Origin of the sequence: Streptomyces sp. NPDC048417 (assembly GCF_040651615.1) — a bacterium.
GTDB lineage: Bacteria > Actinomycetota > Actinomycetes > Streptomycetales > Streptomycetaceae > Streptomyces.
Genome location: NZ_JBEZKI010000062.1, coordinates 13,702 through 29,129 on the forward strand (window position 1 = coordinate 13,702; position 15,428 = coordinate 29,129).

Here is a 15,428-nt window from a genome sequence, read left to right on the forward strand (position 1 = left end):
AGATTGTTCACCCGAGGGTCTCCCATGGCGAGACCTCGGACGGGTCAGCCGGCCTGGGACGGGGTCTGCTTGATGCCGTCGACGATGGCGCGGTTCAGGACGGCGTTGGTGAACATCACGGTGCCCGGCTCGATGAGGGCGTCGGCGTCGGTCCTCCGCTCCACCTGGACCGTGCGCTCGCCCAGGAAGACATCGGTCTTCCTGTCGAAGATCCATTCCTCGCGCTGGCCGCTGGTCTCGTCGAGCCGGGCCACCGCGACACCGTGCCGGCCGGCCGCGTCCACCGCGTCGTTCACGACGACGACGCCGGGGATCTTCGCGGCGGCCTCGAAGAGCGCCGGGTAGAGCTTCGCCGGGGGGTAGCTCTCGCCGAGCAGGTCGCCGATGGTGGTGAACGCCTCCTGGTCGGGGGAGTTCCCCTGCCCCTTCGTCTCCTTGTAGATCTTGGCCAGCAGGGCGTCGGGGTCGGTGGTCAGCTTGGCCAGATAGTCGTACGACGGAGCGTTCAGGGTTGCCTTCGGGGTGTTGCCCTGCTCGTCGGGCAGGCTCAGGGTCTCGCCCTCGGGGCTGTCGTTGACGGCCGGGTCGATCAGCCAGCCCTTGGTGCCGTCGGCGGACCTCCACACCCGGCGGGTGTGCAGTTCGTGGCTGGCCAGGGTGGTCCCGGCGTCGGTGGACTTCACGAAGGTGTCGGCCGACTTGGACTCGATGTAGACGTACTGGCCGGGCTTGACGTCCGGGTGGGACGTGTCGGCCGCCGCCAGAGCGATCCGGTCGAGCAGCTGCGGTACGCCGTTGCTGGTCGCGGCGCCGACGGTGGTGGTCAGGGCCGGTCCGGTGGCGACGCCTTCGTCCTTGACCCCGCTGCCGTGCCCGGAGTTGACCACTCCGGCGACGACCGCCGCGGCGAGGACGGCGGCCAGCGCGGGCAGGGCGACCGCGGGGCGCGGCAGCCGCAGCCGCCGGGTCCGCGCCCGGTCCGCCGGCTGCCCGGCCGTGCGCTCCGCCGCCTGGGTCTCGTGAATCTGGGCCATCATGCGCTCCTTGTGGAACTGGTGACGGCCCGGCGGCAGGTCGCGCGTCGTCCGGTCGAAGAGCCGGTCGCCCTCGTCCCGTTCGGCAGCGTTCTGCCGGGACGTGTTCGCGTTCATCGGTTTCCTTCCTGTGCGGGCCGGATCGCGTGTGCGTGATCGCCTCTTGTCTGTCGGCCGGAGGGGTCGCCTTCCCATTTCCCGGGACTTGTTCCGGGATTTCTCTGACGTCGTGCCGTTTCGGCGTCGGCGAGCTTGCGGAGCTTCCTGCGGGCGCGGGAGAGCCGGGAGGCGACCGTGCCGACCGGGATGCCGAGCGCCTCCGCCGCGGCCTCGTAGTCCAGGCCCTCCCCGAGGCAGAGCGCGATGACCTCGCGTTCGGGGCGGCGCAGCGTCGCGAGGGCGGTCAGTGCCGTCGCGAGGCGCTCCCGGTCGTCGAGCCGGTCCGCCACCTCCTCGGCGTGGTCGGGCACCGACAGCTCGGCCGCGGCGGCCGCCGTCGCCGCGGCACGGTAGCGCCGGTTGCTCCGGTACTGGTTGCGCGCGGTGTTGGTGGCGATGCCCAGCAGCCACGGCCGCAGGGAACCACCCGTCGGATCGATCTTCTCGCGCAGCCGCCACGCCTCCATGAAGGTCGCGGCCATCACGTCCTCGGCCGTCGACCAGTCGGCGGTCAGCCGGAAGGCATGGTTGTAGACCGCGCGGGCGTAGGCGTCGAAGAGCTCGGCGAACGCGCTCGAATCCCCGGCCCGTATCCGGGTTCGCATAGGAGTGCTCACCTCATTGAGCTGTGCGGCACCCGGCACCCACTTCCCGTGACCTGCGTCACACTCGCCTCCGGTGTGCCCTGCCGCGCGGCGGAGGGCCATCATGCCCGAGGGAAGACGGGACCAGGAGGCCCGGCGGATTCGCGGTGCACGGTGGTCACCGGTCTTGCCTCCCCGTACCGGCCCCCGTTACCTTGCGGCGGGGCTTGCGGCCAGGTGAGCGGTGTGTCCGGCGCATCGACGCGCGGCGTACGGAACGGACATCGGGTGACAGGTCGAGGCAAGGGCCGGCAGGAGGCACAGCACGGCCTGCTCACGAACATCGCCGCCGAGGCGGGGGTCTCGCTCAGCACCGTGTCCAAGGTGGTGCACCGGCGCCGGGACGTCGGCGCGGCGACCCGGGACCGGGTCGAGGAACTGCTGGCACGGTACGGGTACGTCCGCCCGTGGGAGCGGGATCCCGAGACGCCCCGGCAGATCATCGTCGTCTTCCGCGACCTGTCCGGCCCGTACACCCTGGAGGTCGCCCGGGGGATCGTGGACGCCGCCGGTGAGCTCGGCATCGACGTGGTGACCGGGACGACGAGCCGGCGGTCGATCTCCGCGTGGCTGGAGGAGTGCGTGGCGCTCGGCGCGGCCGGGCTGGTGATCGTGATCTCGATGCTGGCCGAGGAGGACCAGCGCAGGATCGTCGAGCAGCGGCTGCCGGTCGTGCTGATCGACCCGCTCAGCGCGCCGTCCGAGGACATCCCGAGCATCGGCGTCACGAACTGGAGCGGCGCCAGGGACGCCGTACAGCATCTGCTGGACCTGGGGCACACCCGGATCGGCATGGTCGCCGGCCGCTCGCACTCCCTGGCCGGGGCGGCCCGCGTGCACGGCTACCGGGCCGCGCTGGAGGAGGCCGGGGTCGCCTACGATCCGGCGATCGTCCGCTCGACCGACTTCGACTACGCCGAGGCGCTGACCGCCAGCCTGCAGATCCTGCGGGCCGACGACCCGCCCACGGCCGTCTTCGCGGCCAGCGACGCACAGGCGCTCGGCGTGCTGGAGGCGGCCCGGCAGCAGGGGCTCGCCGTGCCCGGCGACCTGTCGGTGATGTCCTTCGACGACACCCTGGTGGCGGCCATGGCCTGTCCGCCGCTGAGCGCGGTGCGCCAGCCGTTCGAGGAGCTGGGACGCGAGGCCACCCGGGTGCTCATGGACCTCGCCCAGGGCCGGCCGCCCGCGTCCTCGCGGATCGAGCTGACCACGGAACTCGTGGTGCGGACCTCGACGTCCGTTCGCCACCGCGTCAATACCCCGTAACCCGCCGCCGCGCGAAACCCTTTCGCAACGTGCCGGTGACAGTGCCGTGCCGCCTCCGAATACTGGCTTCCTCCCCGCATCCCCGTTGCAAAGGAACGCCGTTGAAAAGATCCTGGGCGCGAAGGGCCTTCGCTTCGGCGACGGCCCTGTGCATAGGCGCGGCCTTGGCGGTCGCCTCCGCGACGACCGCGTCGGCGTATCAGCCGAGCCCCGCGAATCTGTATACGGCGGACAACACCGCCGCCTGCAACAAGAGCCCCTGTGTCCTCTACCCGAAGTCGGCCCAGCTGCCGGACGGCCGGATCGTGGCCACCTTCGAGAACAGCCAGAGCGCTCCGGTGGGCCAGACCCTGCCCATCTACAAGAGCGACGACTCCGGCACGACATGGGCGAAGCTCGCCGACGTCAAGGCCCCCGCCTACCTCTCCACCGACTCCGCGTACGCGAAGTACACGAGCAACTGGACCAACCCGTACCTGTACGTCCTGCCGCAGAGCGTCGGCTCCCTGAGCGCCGGCACCCTGCTGCTCGCGAGCATCGTCTCGGGCGACGACTACTACTACGAGGAGCAGAAGGCCGCCAACTCCGGCTGGACGCCCACCAGTGACGGCGACCGCAAGGACGTGGCGCTCGCCCTGTACGCCAGCACGGACGACGGTGCGACCTGGAGCTTCCAGAACATCATCGCGGCCGGCGGCTGGCAGGGCGGCAGCGCGGGCAGCCTCGGCCGGGTCTCGACCGCCAACACCCACGCCCAGGTCGACCCCGTCTGGGAGCCGCACCTGCTCGCCCACAACGGGCAGCTCATCGCCTACTACTCCGACGAGGACGACTACACCGGCTACAACACCACCACCGGCGCCCCGACCCTCGACCCGGCCAACGACACCGCGACCGACTCCGGCGGCCAGGTCCTCCTGCACCGCACCTGGAACGGCACCAGCGGCTCGGCCTGGAGCAGCCCGGTCGTGGACGTTCCCGGCTCCACCGTGAGCATGGGCAGCGGAAAGACGGAGATCGGCGGGGGCCGCCCGGGCATGACGACCATCGCCCCCACGACCGACGGCAAGTGGCTGCTGACGTACGAGTACTGGGGCGGCGGGACGAACGTCCGCTACCGCATCTCCGACGACCCGACGAAGTTCTTCTCCGCCACGGACGCCGCCATCACCGCACTGCCCGTGCCCTCGGGCGGGGCCGCCCTGTCCACCGGCGGCAGCCCGGTCCTGCTCCCGATGCCGGACGGCCGGATCGTCTACAACGCCTCCGGCAGCGGCGACGTCTGGGTCAACGAGTCCGGGCTGTCCACCGGCACCTGGAAGGAGTACAAGACGCCGATCGCCGCCGGATACAGCCGCGACCTGCAGTACGTCGACGGCACCGGACGCGTCCTGATCCTCCAGGCGTCCTGGAGCGGTCAGAGCGTCGGTCCCGTGAAGTACGCCGAGGTCGACCTCGGCCGCTCCGACGGCGCCTACTACAGCCTCGTCAACCGGCTGACCGGCCAGGTCCTCACCACCGCGTCCGGCAAGACCCAGGACGCGAACCTCACCGGGAACACCCCCGACCTCGTACTGGGCGCGGCCAGCTCCACCGCCGACACCCAGCGCTGGCACCTGACCGCCAAGGGCGGCAACGTGACCCTGCTCAACAAGGCGGGGGGCCGCTCGGTCGCCATCTGGACCGGCACCGCGACGGCCGGACAGAAGCTCGCCCAGTGGGTCGACGACGGCGCCACCGACAAACAGTGGACCCAGGTCGCGTCGTCGACCAGCGGCTACTACAAGCTCCGCTCGGTCCTCAACACCAGTCTCTACATGACCGGTTCGACCGCGGGCGGCTCCGTCACCGTGGCGGCCGCGACCACCGACGGCTCCCAGGACTGGCAGCTGGTCCAGGATCCGCTCCCCACGGCCTCGACCTTCACCCTGAAGGGCGCCTACTCCGGCCGCTGCCTCGACGTGCCGAACGGCCAGACGGGCGTCCAGGTCCAGATCTACGACTGCTCGGGCAACGCCAACCAGACCATCACCCGGACCACGGCCGGCGAACTGCGGATCTCCGGCAACTGCCTGGCCGCGAACGGTGACGGCACCACCGCGGGCACCACGCTCATCCTCTGGGCCTGCAACGGGAAGTCCAGCCAGAAGTGGGCGTTCCGCGTGGACGGCACCATCGTCAACCGCTCCAACGGCCTGGTCATCGACGTGACCAACTGGGGGACGGCCAACGGCTCGAAGGTGGAGCTGTGGACGGGGCTGGGCAACGCGACCCAGCAGTGGAGCCGTAGTTAGCCGGCACGCCGAAGAAGCGGCGCCACCGCATCCACCGGTGGCGCCGCCTTCTCGTACCCGCCGCTACGCCCGCTCGACGGTCACCGGCACCCCGTGCTGCTGGATCACCGTCGCGTCCCGCTCCTCGCCCACCAGCCGGATCGCGGCCCGCACCGGGGTGTCCAGGCTGGAGGAGCCCGCTTCCAGGAGGATCTCGCCGGGCTCCACGACGCGGTGGCCGGCCAGGCCGGTGAAGGCCAGGCGGTCGGTGTGGACGTGGAAGCGGACCGTCGCCCGCTCGCCGGGTTCGAGGGCCACCTTGGCGAAGGCCAGCAGCGCGCGCACCGGGCGGGTCACCTGGGCGACCGGGTCGACGGCGTACAGCTGGACGGTCTCTGCGCCCGCGACCGACCCCGTGTTCCGCACCCGCGCGCGCACCGTGAACTCCCCGTCCGTGGGCACTCGTTCATGGTCCACAGCCAGCTGGTCGACCTCGAACGTCGTGTACGACAGCCCGTGCCCGAAGGGGAACGCGGGGGTCGGGTCGAGGTTGGACAGGAAGCTCTGCCGGTCGCCCAGCGGCGGGTGGAGGTAGGTGTACGGCTGGCCGCCCGGCGACGTCGGGATCTGCACGGGCAGCCTGCCACTGAAGTTCGCCTTCCCGGTGAGGAGTTGGGCCACCGCCCGGCCACCCTCCTCGCCCGGCAGGAACACCTGCACCATGGCCGCCGCGGCGGACGCGAACCGGCCCACGGCATAGGGCCGGCCGCTGCTCACGACCAGCACGACGGGTTTCCCGGTCGCCAGGACCGCCTCGACCAGCTCCTCCTGGACGCCCGGCAGCCGCAGGTCCTCCACGTCACAGCCCTCGCCGGAGGTGCCGATGCCGAACATGCCCGCCTTGTCGCCGACGACCAGGACGGTCAGGTCGGCGGCGTCGGAGGCCGCCACGGCGGCGGCCATGCCGGAGCGGTCCTCGTCCCGGACCGGGCAGCCCTGGACGAACTCCCACTCCACGTCCGGGAGTTCCTCGGCAAGGGCGGTGCGGAGCGAGTCCGCCTCGACACCGTTGCCGAGGTCGTCGCGGCCGGCGAGGACATGGTTGGGGAAGCTGTAGCAGCCGAACATCGTGCGGACGTCGTCCGCGCACGGGCCGATCAGCGCGATCCGGCCGCCGGACGGAAGCGGCAGGGTGCCGTCGTTCGAAAGCAGGACGGCGCTCGACCGGGCCACGGCCAGGGCGAGCGCACGGCTGCCCGGCTTGTCCAGGTCCAGTTCGCCCGCGCGCAGGGCGGGGGACCGTGGGTCGAAGTCCGCGTCCAGCAGGCCGAGTTCGGCCTTCTGCCGCAGTACCCGGCGCACCGACCTGTCGACCAGCTCCTCGTCGACCGCGCCCTGCTCCACGGCGTGCACGAGCGCGTCGCCGAAGCCGCGCTGGTCGGGCAGTTCGACGTCCATCCCGGCGCGCAGCGCGAGCACCCCGGCGTCGGGCAGGTCGGCGGCCACCCGGTGGGCGTTCACCAGGAAGGGCAGCGACCAGTAGTCGGAGACGACGGTGCCCTCGAACCCCCAGGCGTCCCGCAGGATGCCGGTGAGCAGCCAGCGGCTGGCGGCGGGGGCCTCGCCGTCGATCTCGGCGTACGAGTTCATGACCGACCGCACACCGGCGGCGACCAGGCGCTCGAACGGCGGCAGGATGACGTCGTGGAGTTCGCGGGGGCCGGCGTGGACGGGGGCGTGGTTGCGGCCGCCCATGGAGGCGGAGTACCCGGCGAAGTGCTTGAGGGTGGCGTACACGCCGGCGCTCTGCAGGCCGGTGACATACGCCTCGCCCATCTCCCCGACCAGGTGGGGGTCCTCGCCGTAGGTCTCCTCGCAGCGGCCCCAGCGGTAGTCGCGGATCACGTCGACGACCGGGGCGAGCCCCTGGTGGACGCCGGCCTCGGCCATGTCGGCGCCGATGGCCGCGCCGACCCGCCGGATCAGCTCCGGGTCGAAGGTGGCCGCCATGCCGAGTGAGGTGGGGTAGATCGTCGCCCCGTAGGCGGTGAAGCCGGTGAGGCACTCGTCGTGCGCCATGGCCGGGATGCCGAGCCTGCTCTGTGCCATGACCTGCCGTTGGCGGTCGGCCAGCGCCCGGGAGTGTTCCAGGGCGGGCCGGGGGAGGGTGCCGTACGGGCGGGTGAGCTGGCCCAGGCCGTGCCGGGCGGTCTCGGCGAGGTCGCCGACCCGGTCGAAGATGCTGGTCCCCGGTGCCACCTCGGGGCCGGCCGGTTCGACGTCCTCCCAGGCGCTGCTGAGCTGCGCGACCTTCTCGGCGAGGGTGAGCCGGGCGAGCAGTGCCTCGACCCGCTCGGCGACGGGGAGGGCGGGGTCGGTCCAGGGACGGCCGTCCTCCTCCTGGGGGAGGCCGCCGTGGTCGGGCATGGTGGTCGTCATTCACGACTCCTCGGGGAGTTGCGCGGGCATGCCGACGGGGCCGGGCGTGGGGCCCGGCCGTCGTGCGGGGTGAACTGCCCGGTGGTATGGGCTGCTTGGGTACTCGGCTACTTGGAGAAGCCGGCGGTGATGCCGGCGACGAGCTGGCGCCGGGCGAGGATGAACAGCGCGAGCATCGGGAGGGTGGAGAGGACCACCGCGGCCATGGTGGCCGGCACGTCGATGCCGAACTGGCCCTTGTAGAGGGTCAGAGCCAGCGGCAGTACGGCCTTGTCGCCGCTCTGGGTCAGGATGAGCGGGAAGAGGAAGCCGTTCCAGACCTGGAGTCCGTCGTACACGGCGACCGTCATCAGGGCCGGGCGGGCCAGGGGTGCCGCCAGCGACCAGAGCATGCGCCAGTCGCCGGCACCGTCGACGATCATGGCCTCGAACAGCGAGCGGGGCACGTCACGCAGGAAGCTCACCAGGATCATCACGGTGATCGGCAGCGCGAACGCGGCCGAGGGAAGAACGATCGCGAGCAGGCTGTCGTAGAGCCGCATCCTGATGATCAGCAGGTACACGGGGATGATCACGGCCTGCAACGGGATCGCCAGGCCCAGCAGGAACAGCCGGAACGACAGCCGGGACAGACGGCTGCCGGCGCCGCGGACGATCGCGAACGCGGCCATGAGGGCGAAGGCGACCGCGAGCACCACCGTCCCGGCGGTGACGACCACGCTGTTGAGCAGGTAGGTGGTGAAGTCGCCGTTAAGCACGGTCCGGTAGTTGTCGAACGTCGGGTGGCCGGGCAGCGCCAGGGGGCTGTCGGTGGTGAAGTCGGTCCGGCTGCGCAGGCTGGTGACGACCAGCCAGTAGACGGGTACGACGACGATCGCCGTCCACACGAGCGTGGTGCTGCCGCTGAGGGCGCGGCGGAGGATGCCGGGTACGGGGTTGGGCCGAACCGGTCCTGGGGTTGCCGTGCCCCGGGCGGGGAGGTCGTCCGGTGCGGTGGCGGCGCGGGCCTTGGTCACGGTGGTGCTCACATGCCCTCCTGCCGGCTGTCCATCCGGGTGAAGCCGGACAGCCGGGTGGTCAGCAGCGACAGGCCGAGGCCGAAGACCACCAGGAGGGTGGCGACGGCGCTGGCCCGGCCCATGTCGTGGGTCTGGAATCCGGTGATGTACATGGCCAGGGGAAGGACCCGGGTGGCGGTGCCGGGACCGCCGGTTCCGCCGGACAGCACGAAGATCAGGTCGAAGTAGGTCAGCGAGCCGACCAGCATCAGGGTGCTGGAGGTGACCATCGTGTACTTCAGCTGCGGCAGGGTGATGTGCCGGAAACGGGCCGCCGGTCCCGCGCCGTCAAGGGCGGCGGCCTCGTACAGCGCGGTGGGGATCTGCCGTATCCCGGCCTGGTAGAGCAGCGCGTGGAACGGCACGAACTGCCAGGCGATCACGAAGATCACCGTGTACAGCGCGAGGTCCGGTGAGCCGAGCAGCGGCTTCGCCAGCCAGTGCAGGCCGGGCGTGGCGCCGATGCCGAAGGACGGGTCGAGCAGCGCCTGCCAGGTCAGGCCGATCGCCACCGCGGACAGCAGCAGCGGCAGGAAGAACAGCACGGCGAACAGCGCCCGCACCTTCCCCTTCGGCGCCTGGAAGACGCCGAGGGCCAGCGCGATCGGCGTCTGGACCAGCCAGCTCACCGCCATCACCTTGACGGTGAGCCAGAGCGACTGCCAGGTCGCGCCGTCGGTCAGGACATCGCCCCAGTTGGTGAGGCCGGCCCAGCCGATGGAGCCCAGGCCGTCCCAGTCGGCGAGGCTGAGCGCCAGCACGCCGACGAGGGGGACGAGACCGAACAGGCTGAACAGAATCAGAGCGGGGGCGGCCATGAGGAGGCCGCTCGAACGGCGGCCTGCCTTACGGCCGGCGGGAAGAGCGGTGGTCACGACCCCGCCTTGCTCATGTTCGTACCGAACTCGGCGGGCGGGATCTGCCGCAGGAACGACTTGTCGGTGTTGGTCAGCAGCGGGTCCGCCTGGTCGGACGGCAGTGCCTGGTCCCAGGAGAGCTGGAAGCCCGGGGCGTTCTGCACCAGGTCGTAGACGAACGTCAGCCACTGCTTGTCGGACGACGACTTCACCGCGGCCAGCTTCGACTCCAGGCCCTTGACCGGCGGCACACTGCCGGCGGCGAGGTAGGCGTCGACCTGGGAGCCGTCCAGGACGTAGTCCTTGAGGTAGGTCAGGGCGGCCGACTTGTTCTTCGACGAGGAGTTCAGGGACAGGAAGTTCGAGGGGTTGCCGACGATGCTCTTCGGGTCGCCGGCACCGCCGGACAGCGACGGGAAGGCGGTGTAGCCGAGGTCGCCCTTCTTCAGGAAGTCCGGTGCGGCCTTGGCTATGTTGGCGTACTCCCAGGTGCCCATCACCTCCATCGCCGCCTTGCCGGTGTAGAGGAGGGCCGTGGAGGCGCCCTGGTCGTAGTTGACGGAGGAGGCGTTGTCGCCGAAGGCCCCGGCCTTCGCCAGGTCCTGGAGGTACTGGTTGGCCTTGGTGACCGACGCGTCCTTCCACTCCGCGGAGTCACCGGAGGCGATCTTCGTGAACACGTCGGAGCCGCCCTGCCGGTCGAGCAGGTACTCCAGGTACATCAGCGTCGGCCACTTGGAGTTCGCGGCGAGGGACAGCGGGGTCACGCCCTTGCCCTTGAGCTTCTGCACGGCCGCCAGCAGGTCGTCGTACGTCTTCGGCGGCTGGACGCCCGCGTCGGCCAGCACCTTCTTGTTGTAGTAGAGGACGACCGGGGCGAGGCCGTTGGCGGGGACACCGTAGACCTTGCCGTCGAAGGTGGCGCTCTGCATCACGCTCGGCGTGTACCGGTCCGTGTTCGCCTGGGCCTGCGTCAGCGCGTCGACCTTGCCGGCCTTGACGTAGTCGTCGAGGGCTCCGCCGCCCCAGCTGAAGAAGATGTCCGGGGCCTGGTTCGCGCCGAAGGCCACGCGCAGCTTCTGCTTGTAGTCGTCGTTCGCGAACAGCCGCAGAGTGATCTGCGCGTCCGGGTGGTCCTTGTTGTAGGCGTCGACGGACTCCTTGAGGATCGTCTGGTCGTTGAGCGCCCACATCGTCAGGCCCTTCGCCGACGAGGACGTCGACGGTCCCGAAGTCCCGCACGCGGCAAGGGCCATGGCCGCCGCCAGAGCTACGGCGGACGCCACGACGCGACGACTGCGCGGACTGTCGAGATGTCCGCTGACCGGTGTTCTCCGCATGGTCGTGCCTCTCTTGTATCCCCATACCGTCGGTGAGCGAGACAGATCGGGGACTCGTACGAAAGGCTTTCGTACGCGACGCTGCCGACGGCCTGCCTGCTGGCCGGGACACTGACACGGGATTCACGGCAGGGACAAGCGAGGGAAATGCCTCGGTTACGAAACATTTTCGCGAACTGTGGCAAGTGACGGGAGATGCGGCGGCACGGCGCCCGGGTCAGCCTTCCCCGAGGTCATCCCGCAGGCCGCCGTTCCCCAGGTGGCCCGCCGCGGCCGCCATGAGCGATTCCGCGGCCTCCTCGGCGGTGTCCGGAGGCACGACCACGAGGTCCCAGCGTCCGCGGCCGGGGGCGAGCAGGACGACGGTGTGCGGGGCGTTCGCCGTCAGGGCTCTGCGTAGTCGTACGACCTGGTTGGAGACGAGTATCCGGCCGGGCGTCGCGGACCACACCGCCCCGTTGACGGTGACGCTGGTGATATGGCCCCAGTCGGGCGGCAACCCGGCCAGCAGTCGCGGGAGTTCCACGAGGAGGTCGTAGGAGCGCGGCCACCATGCCCCGTCGATGGGCCGGGGCAGGTCGCCGTGGGGTGCCAGGTGCAGGCGGAGGACGGGGTGGGAGGGAAGTGCGGGTTGCAGTGCGGTGGTCATGAGGCTCCTGCCAACTGCCGTAGATGGATGCGTGGTTGTCGTCGGACGCGACGCGCGGCGACCCGGTCCGTCCGGCGGGAAGGGGGAGGCGACGTCGTCGTCCCGGGGCGGCGCGGCGGTGTCCGGCGGGCCCGCAGTGACGGGGGCGGTGGGGGCTATGGGGGTGCGCGGCACGGCGGGGCTCCCTGACCTGGGCGAAGGCCGCCGGGAAGGAGGTGCGGCCGGGGTCACGGACTGCCCCTGGGGGATGGGTGGCGTGCTGGAGACGACCTGTCGGTAGGCACGACGCACCCTCGCTCACCCCAACGTACTCCCTCATACTCCTCGCGCCCGGCCCCGCGTCGCGTTGACACCTGTCGTCGCCGGACATTGACTGGCAGGACGACCGAGGGCCAGGCCGTGAAGGGCAGGGTCGACCGGGTCCCCGGAAGCCTGGAGCAGGCCGTCGAGAAGGTGACGCCAAGGGCGTCTCCGGGCCGTGCCCCCCATCGCAACGGAAGCGGTACACACGACGATGTACGACCAGACACGCGCCCAGCAGCCCGCGGACCGGCCCCCGGGCTCCGGCGAACGCCGCACCACGGGCCCGGAGCCGCTGCTCCCCCCGGAAGAACGGGACGAGATCGTGCGCCGCCTCGGACATGCCGTCAACACCTTCGCGGACACCCCGCGCGAGGCCCTGGAGGAGGCCGAGGGCGCCTTCGACGAAGCCGCCGCCCAGCTCACGAAGGCCCTTGCGGAGCTGCGGCAGGTCCTCCGCGCGGGCTGGCAGGACCGGGACCCCGAGACGGACTCCGCCGAACTCCGGCTCGCGCTGCGGCAGTACCGGGAGATCACCCAACGGCTGCTGCGCACCTAGTACTGCGACCGGAGAGGTTCACCGGCTCGCGACGCCCGGCACGGCACTCCCCCGGCCTTCGGCCGGGAGGTGCCCCCACGCCGCGTTGTCGCATCACCCGAGTACATCCAGTACGCGGGCGATGCTCCGCCTGGTGATGCACCGCCTGGTGATGCACCGCACCGGACGCCGCGAGCCTCCGGCAGACCTCTCCGGTCACAGCACCAGGCGGCGGCCGGGGCTGCGCCGGTTCTCCGTGGGGCCGGGACACGCCGGAGTAGAGTGGAAGATCCAGTCCGAGTCCGTCTCATAACGGGACACCGAACTCCGAGGTCGCCGTGCAGTCCATGCAAACACCCTCGGACGGGCATGCCGCGGTCCGCATCGTCGCCGCCTCGCCCGAGGTCGCCCGTAGGGTCGCGGAGGTACTGCGCCACTGTTTCGCCGCCACGGAGCAGCGCAGCTATCCCGCGGGCCCCGACGGAGGAACCCGCCTCGACCTCACCGTGGACACCACCCGCGCGGCAGAACCCGCACGGTCCTGGCTCGAAACCAGCCAGTCCGGGCGGCGGCCCGCCGGCGGAGGCGGGACGGCGTCCGGGAACGGCCCCTCCGGCACCGTCGCGGAGTAGCCTCGACGCACCGTGGGCCTCCGGTGGGCGGGCACTCGGGAGGTGCGGGAGCGGATCGTCGTGTCGGCCGCGCGGGCGGGCTCCGGCCAGGGGACCATCGGACACTGGTGTGTCGGTTTCCCTGACGTGCCCGCGGTCTCCGGTGCGAGGCCGCGACGGCTGGAGGGTGCGTGGTGGCGGGTGCGTGGTGCGGGTGCGGTGCCTGGTACGGGAGATGAGGGGCGGTCGTGGCCGGCGGCCGAACCGGGTTTCTGGTGGCAGGTCGTCGCCCAGCTGAGCACGGCCCTGATGGTGGTGGATCCGGCCGGTCGGATCGTCGCCCTCAACCCGGCCGCCGAGCGGCTGCTGGGCCGTGCCGCCGCCGAGATGCGCGGCAGGGACGCGCACGATCTGCTGCACCGGGACGCGGGCGGCGGCACGCTGCTCCGGGAACGGTGCCCGCTGCTCCGGGCGCTGGCCGAGGAGGCCGCCGCGCGCGGTGACGGGGACAGCTATCTGCGCGGTGACGGCCACCTGATCACGATCTCCTGGTCCGCTTCTCCCCTGCGGGACGGCGGCTCCTTCAAGGGCATCGCCTTGATGTTCACCGATGTCACGGGCGACCACGGCGCGCGTCGGGAACGTGCGGCGTATACGAGCGCCCTGGAGGACCTCAACGAGCGGCTGACGCTGGTCGCGGAGATCACCGACGTACTGGGCCAGACCCTGGAGACGGACGAGGCCCTCGCTCGGCTCGGCCGCCTGCTGGTTCCCCGCCTGGCCGACTGGGCGGCGATCGACCTCCTGACCCGTTCCGGGCAGGTCCGCCGCATGGCGGTGACCGGTCCCGCGGGCCGGGACGCCGCACTGGAGGGCGGGCGCGAGCGGCTCCCCGATCCCGGGGAGGGGGACCACTCGCCTCTCGTCCACGTACTGAACAGCGGTGACCCCGTGCTTTTCAGGACGAGGCCCGGACGGCCGCGCCGCCCGACTCTCCGCTGGCCGCGGCGTACAGCGGGTTCCTGCGGACGGTGGGCGCGAGGTCCGTCCTCACGGTGCCGCTGGGCTCCGGACGCCAGATCACCGGCGCCCTGACGCTGGTGCGCACCGACCCGGCGGACCCCTTCGACACCGCCGACCTGGGGGTGGTGAGCGACATCGGGCGGCGGGTCGGCCTGGTCATCGACAACGCGCGGCGGTTCGGCCGCCAGCGCGCCGTCGCCGAGGCCATGCAGCGCAACCTGCTCGCCCCACTGCCCCAGCCCGGCCGCCTGCGGCTGGCCGCCCGCTACCAGCCCGCCCCGGCCGGCTCCCAGGTCGGCGGTGACTGGTACGACGCGTTCGAGTTGAAGGACGGCACGCTCGCGCTGGTCATCGGCGACGTCGTGGGCCACGACCTGACCGCGGCGGCCGGGATGGCCCAACTGCACGGCATCCTGCGCTCGCTGGCCTGGGACCACACCGGGCCGCCCGGCGCCGTCGTCGACCGTCTCGACGACGCCATGCCCGCCATCACCACCGTCTCCATGGCCACCCTCGTCCTCGCCCGGGTCGAAGGCCACCCGCACACCGGGCCGTGGACCCTGCGGTGGACCAGCGCCGGACATCCGCCGCCTCTCCTCCTGACCCCGGGCGGACACGCGCGCTACCTCGAAGCCGGACAGGGAATCCTCCTCGGCGCCTCCCTGGGTACCGCGGTGAACCGGCCCGACGCCACGCAGCCCCTGCCGCCGGGCTCCACCCTGCTGCTCTACACCGACGGGCTCGTCGAGGTCCCCGGCAGCGACCTCAGCACCGGCCTGAGCGGGCTGCGCCGCCACGCCCTCGCGCTCGCCCACGCACCGCTGGACACATTCTGCGACCAACTGCTCGCCCGCATGCCCCCCGGCAGCACCGACGACGTGGCCCTCCTCGCCCTGCGCCTGCCGGATCTGTGACAGGGGCGGCAGGGGCCGCCCGGCCGCCGCCAGCCTGCTCCTGGTCTTCGTCCTGGACCGTCCCTTCGCCGGTGACCTCAGCGTCAGCCCCGCCCCGTACCGGGAAGGGGCACTCGCCCAGTACTGGCCCCGGTGAGCCGACGACACGGCGCCGCAAGCGCCGGGGATGATCTGTTCCGTGGAACGTGGTGGGCGTGGGGTGGGCGGATCGGGTACCGCCGCTGCCCCCCGTTATGTTTTCCGCGGTCCTGCAAGAGGGCCGCTGGCCTCCGGGCCCGGCATGACTGTGTCCCCCTGTCGAACGGATGACCTGGGGGGTG

The 15,428-nt window shown here is 71.6% G+C and carries 13 protein-coding genes; 6 read left to right on the forward strand and 7 right to left on the reverse strand.

From position 1 onward, the window contains the following. Nucleotides 1-44: 44 nt before the first annotated feature. The gene (locus AB0D59_RS49685) at nucleotides 45-1,151 is read right to left on the reverse strand and encodes a CU044_5270 family protein (RefSeq protein WP_362579361.1); all 1,107 of its coding nucleotides are present in this window, start codon (nucleotides 1,149-1,151) and stop codon (nucleotides 45-47) included. Then, nucleotides 1,148-1,798 carry an RNA polymerase sigma factor gene (locus tag AB0D59_RS49690; RefSeq protein ID WP_362579363.1) on the reverse strand — a complete coding sequence of 217 codons (651 nt, stop codon included), beginning with the start codon at nucleotides 1,796-1,798 and terminating at the stop codon, nucleotides 1,148-1,150. The genes AB0D59_RS49685 and AB0D59_RS49690 overlap by 4 nt, the downstream gene beginning before the upstream one ends. Nucleotides 1,799-2,065: 267 nt before the next feature. Between AB0D59_RS49690 and AB0D59_RS49695 the strand changes: the two genes are divergently transcribed. Both AB0D59_RS49695 and AB0D59_RS49700 read left to right on the forward strand, forming a co-directional pair. After that, a complete protein-coding gene (locus tag AB0D59_RS49695) occupies nucleotides 2,066-3,106 on the forward strand; it encodes a LacI family DNA-binding transcriptional regulator (RefSeq protein ID WP_362579366.1) in 1,041 nt (346 codons plus the stop codon). A gap of 218 nt (nucleotides 3,107-3,324) precedes the next feature. After that, nucleotides 3,325-5,400 (forward strand): RICIN domain-containing protein, encoded by a 2,076-nt coding sequence (locus tag AB0D59_RS49700; RefSeq protein WP_362579390.1) that lies wholly within the window; start codon nucleotides 3,325-3,327, stop codon nucleotides 5,398-5,400. 63 nt (nucleotides 5,401-5,463) lie between these two features. Here AB0D59_RS49700 and AB0D59_RS49705 read toward each other — a convergent pair whose 3' ends face one another. From AB0D59_RS49705 to AB0D59_RS49725, 5 genes are all read right to left on the reverse strand, one after another. Continuing rightward, on the reverse strand, nucleotides 5,464-7,818 hold the full coding sequence (locus AB0D59_RS49705; RefSeq protein ID WP_362579369.1) for a glycoside hydrolase family 3 N-terminal domain-containing protein: 2,355 nt from the start codon (nucleotides 7,816-7,818) through the stop codon (nucleotides 5,464-5,466). Between the two features lie 107 nt (nucleotides 7,819-7,925). Further along, nucleotides 7,926-8,846 (reverse strand): carbohydrate ABC transporter permease, encoded by a 921-nt coding sequence (locus AB0D59_RS49710; RefSeq protein ID WP_362579372.1) that lies wholly within the window; start codon nucleotides 8,844-8,846, stop codon nucleotides 7,926-7,928. Continuing rightward, a complete protein-coding gene (locus AB0D59_RS49715) occupies nucleotides 8,843-9,694 on the reverse strand; it encodes a sugar ABC transporter permease (RefSeq protein ID WP_362579393.1) in 852 nt (283 codons plus the stop codon). Before AB0D59_RS49715 ends, AB0D59_RS49710 begins: the two co-directional genes overlap by 4 nt. Before the next feature lie 53 nt (nucleotides 9,695-9,747). Continuing rightward, a complete protein-coding gene (locus AB0D59_RS49720; RefSeq protein ID WP_362579374.1) occupies nucleotides 9,748-11,019 on the reverse strand; it encodes an extracellular solute-binding protein in 1,272 nt (423 codons plus the stop codon). 271 nt (nucleotides 11,020-11,290) lie between these two features. Continuing rightward, entirely contained in the window at nucleotides 11,291-11,722 is a 432-nt protein-coding gene (locus tag AB0D59_RS49725) for a DUF5994 family protein (RefSeq protein WP_362579376.1), read from the reverse strand. Between the two features lie 514 nt (nucleotides 11,723-12,236). Here AB0D59_RS49725 and AB0D59_RS49730 point away from each other — a divergent pair. From AB0D59_RS49730 to AB0D59_RS49745, 4 genes are all read left to right on the forward strand, one after another. Then, nucleotides 12,237-12,581 carry a hypothetical protein gene (locus AB0D59_RS49730; RefSeq protein WP_362579379.1) on the forward strand — a complete coding sequence of 115 codons (345 nt, stop codon included), beginning with the start codon at nucleotides 12,237-12,239 and terminating at the stop codon, nucleotides 12,579-12,581. A 326-nt stretch (nucleotides 12,582-12,907) separates the two neighbouring features. After that, on the forward strand, nucleotides 12,908-13,192 hold the full coding sequence (locus AB0D59_RS49735) for a hypothetical protein (protein ID WP_362579382.1): 285 nt from the start codon (nucleotides 12,908-12,910) through the stop codon (nucleotides 13,190-13,192). Nucleotides 13,193-13,390: 198 nt separating this feature from the next. Further along, nucleotides 13,391-14,266, forward strand: coding sequence for a PAS domain-containing protein (locus tag AB0D59_RS49740; RefSeq protein WP_362579384.1), 876 nt, complete (start codon nucleotides 13,391-13,393; stop codon nucleotides 14,264-14,266). Next, complete coding sequence (locus AB0D59_RS49745; protein WP_362579387.1) at nucleotides 14,203-15,108, forward strand: GAF domain-containing SpoIIE family protein phosphatase; 906 nt, start codon at nucleotides 14,203-14,205, stop codon at nucleotides 15,106-15,108. Before AB0D59_RS49740 ends, AB0D59_RS49745 begins: the two co-directional genes overlap by 64 nt. Nucleotides 15,109-15,428 lie beyond the last annotated feature (320 nt).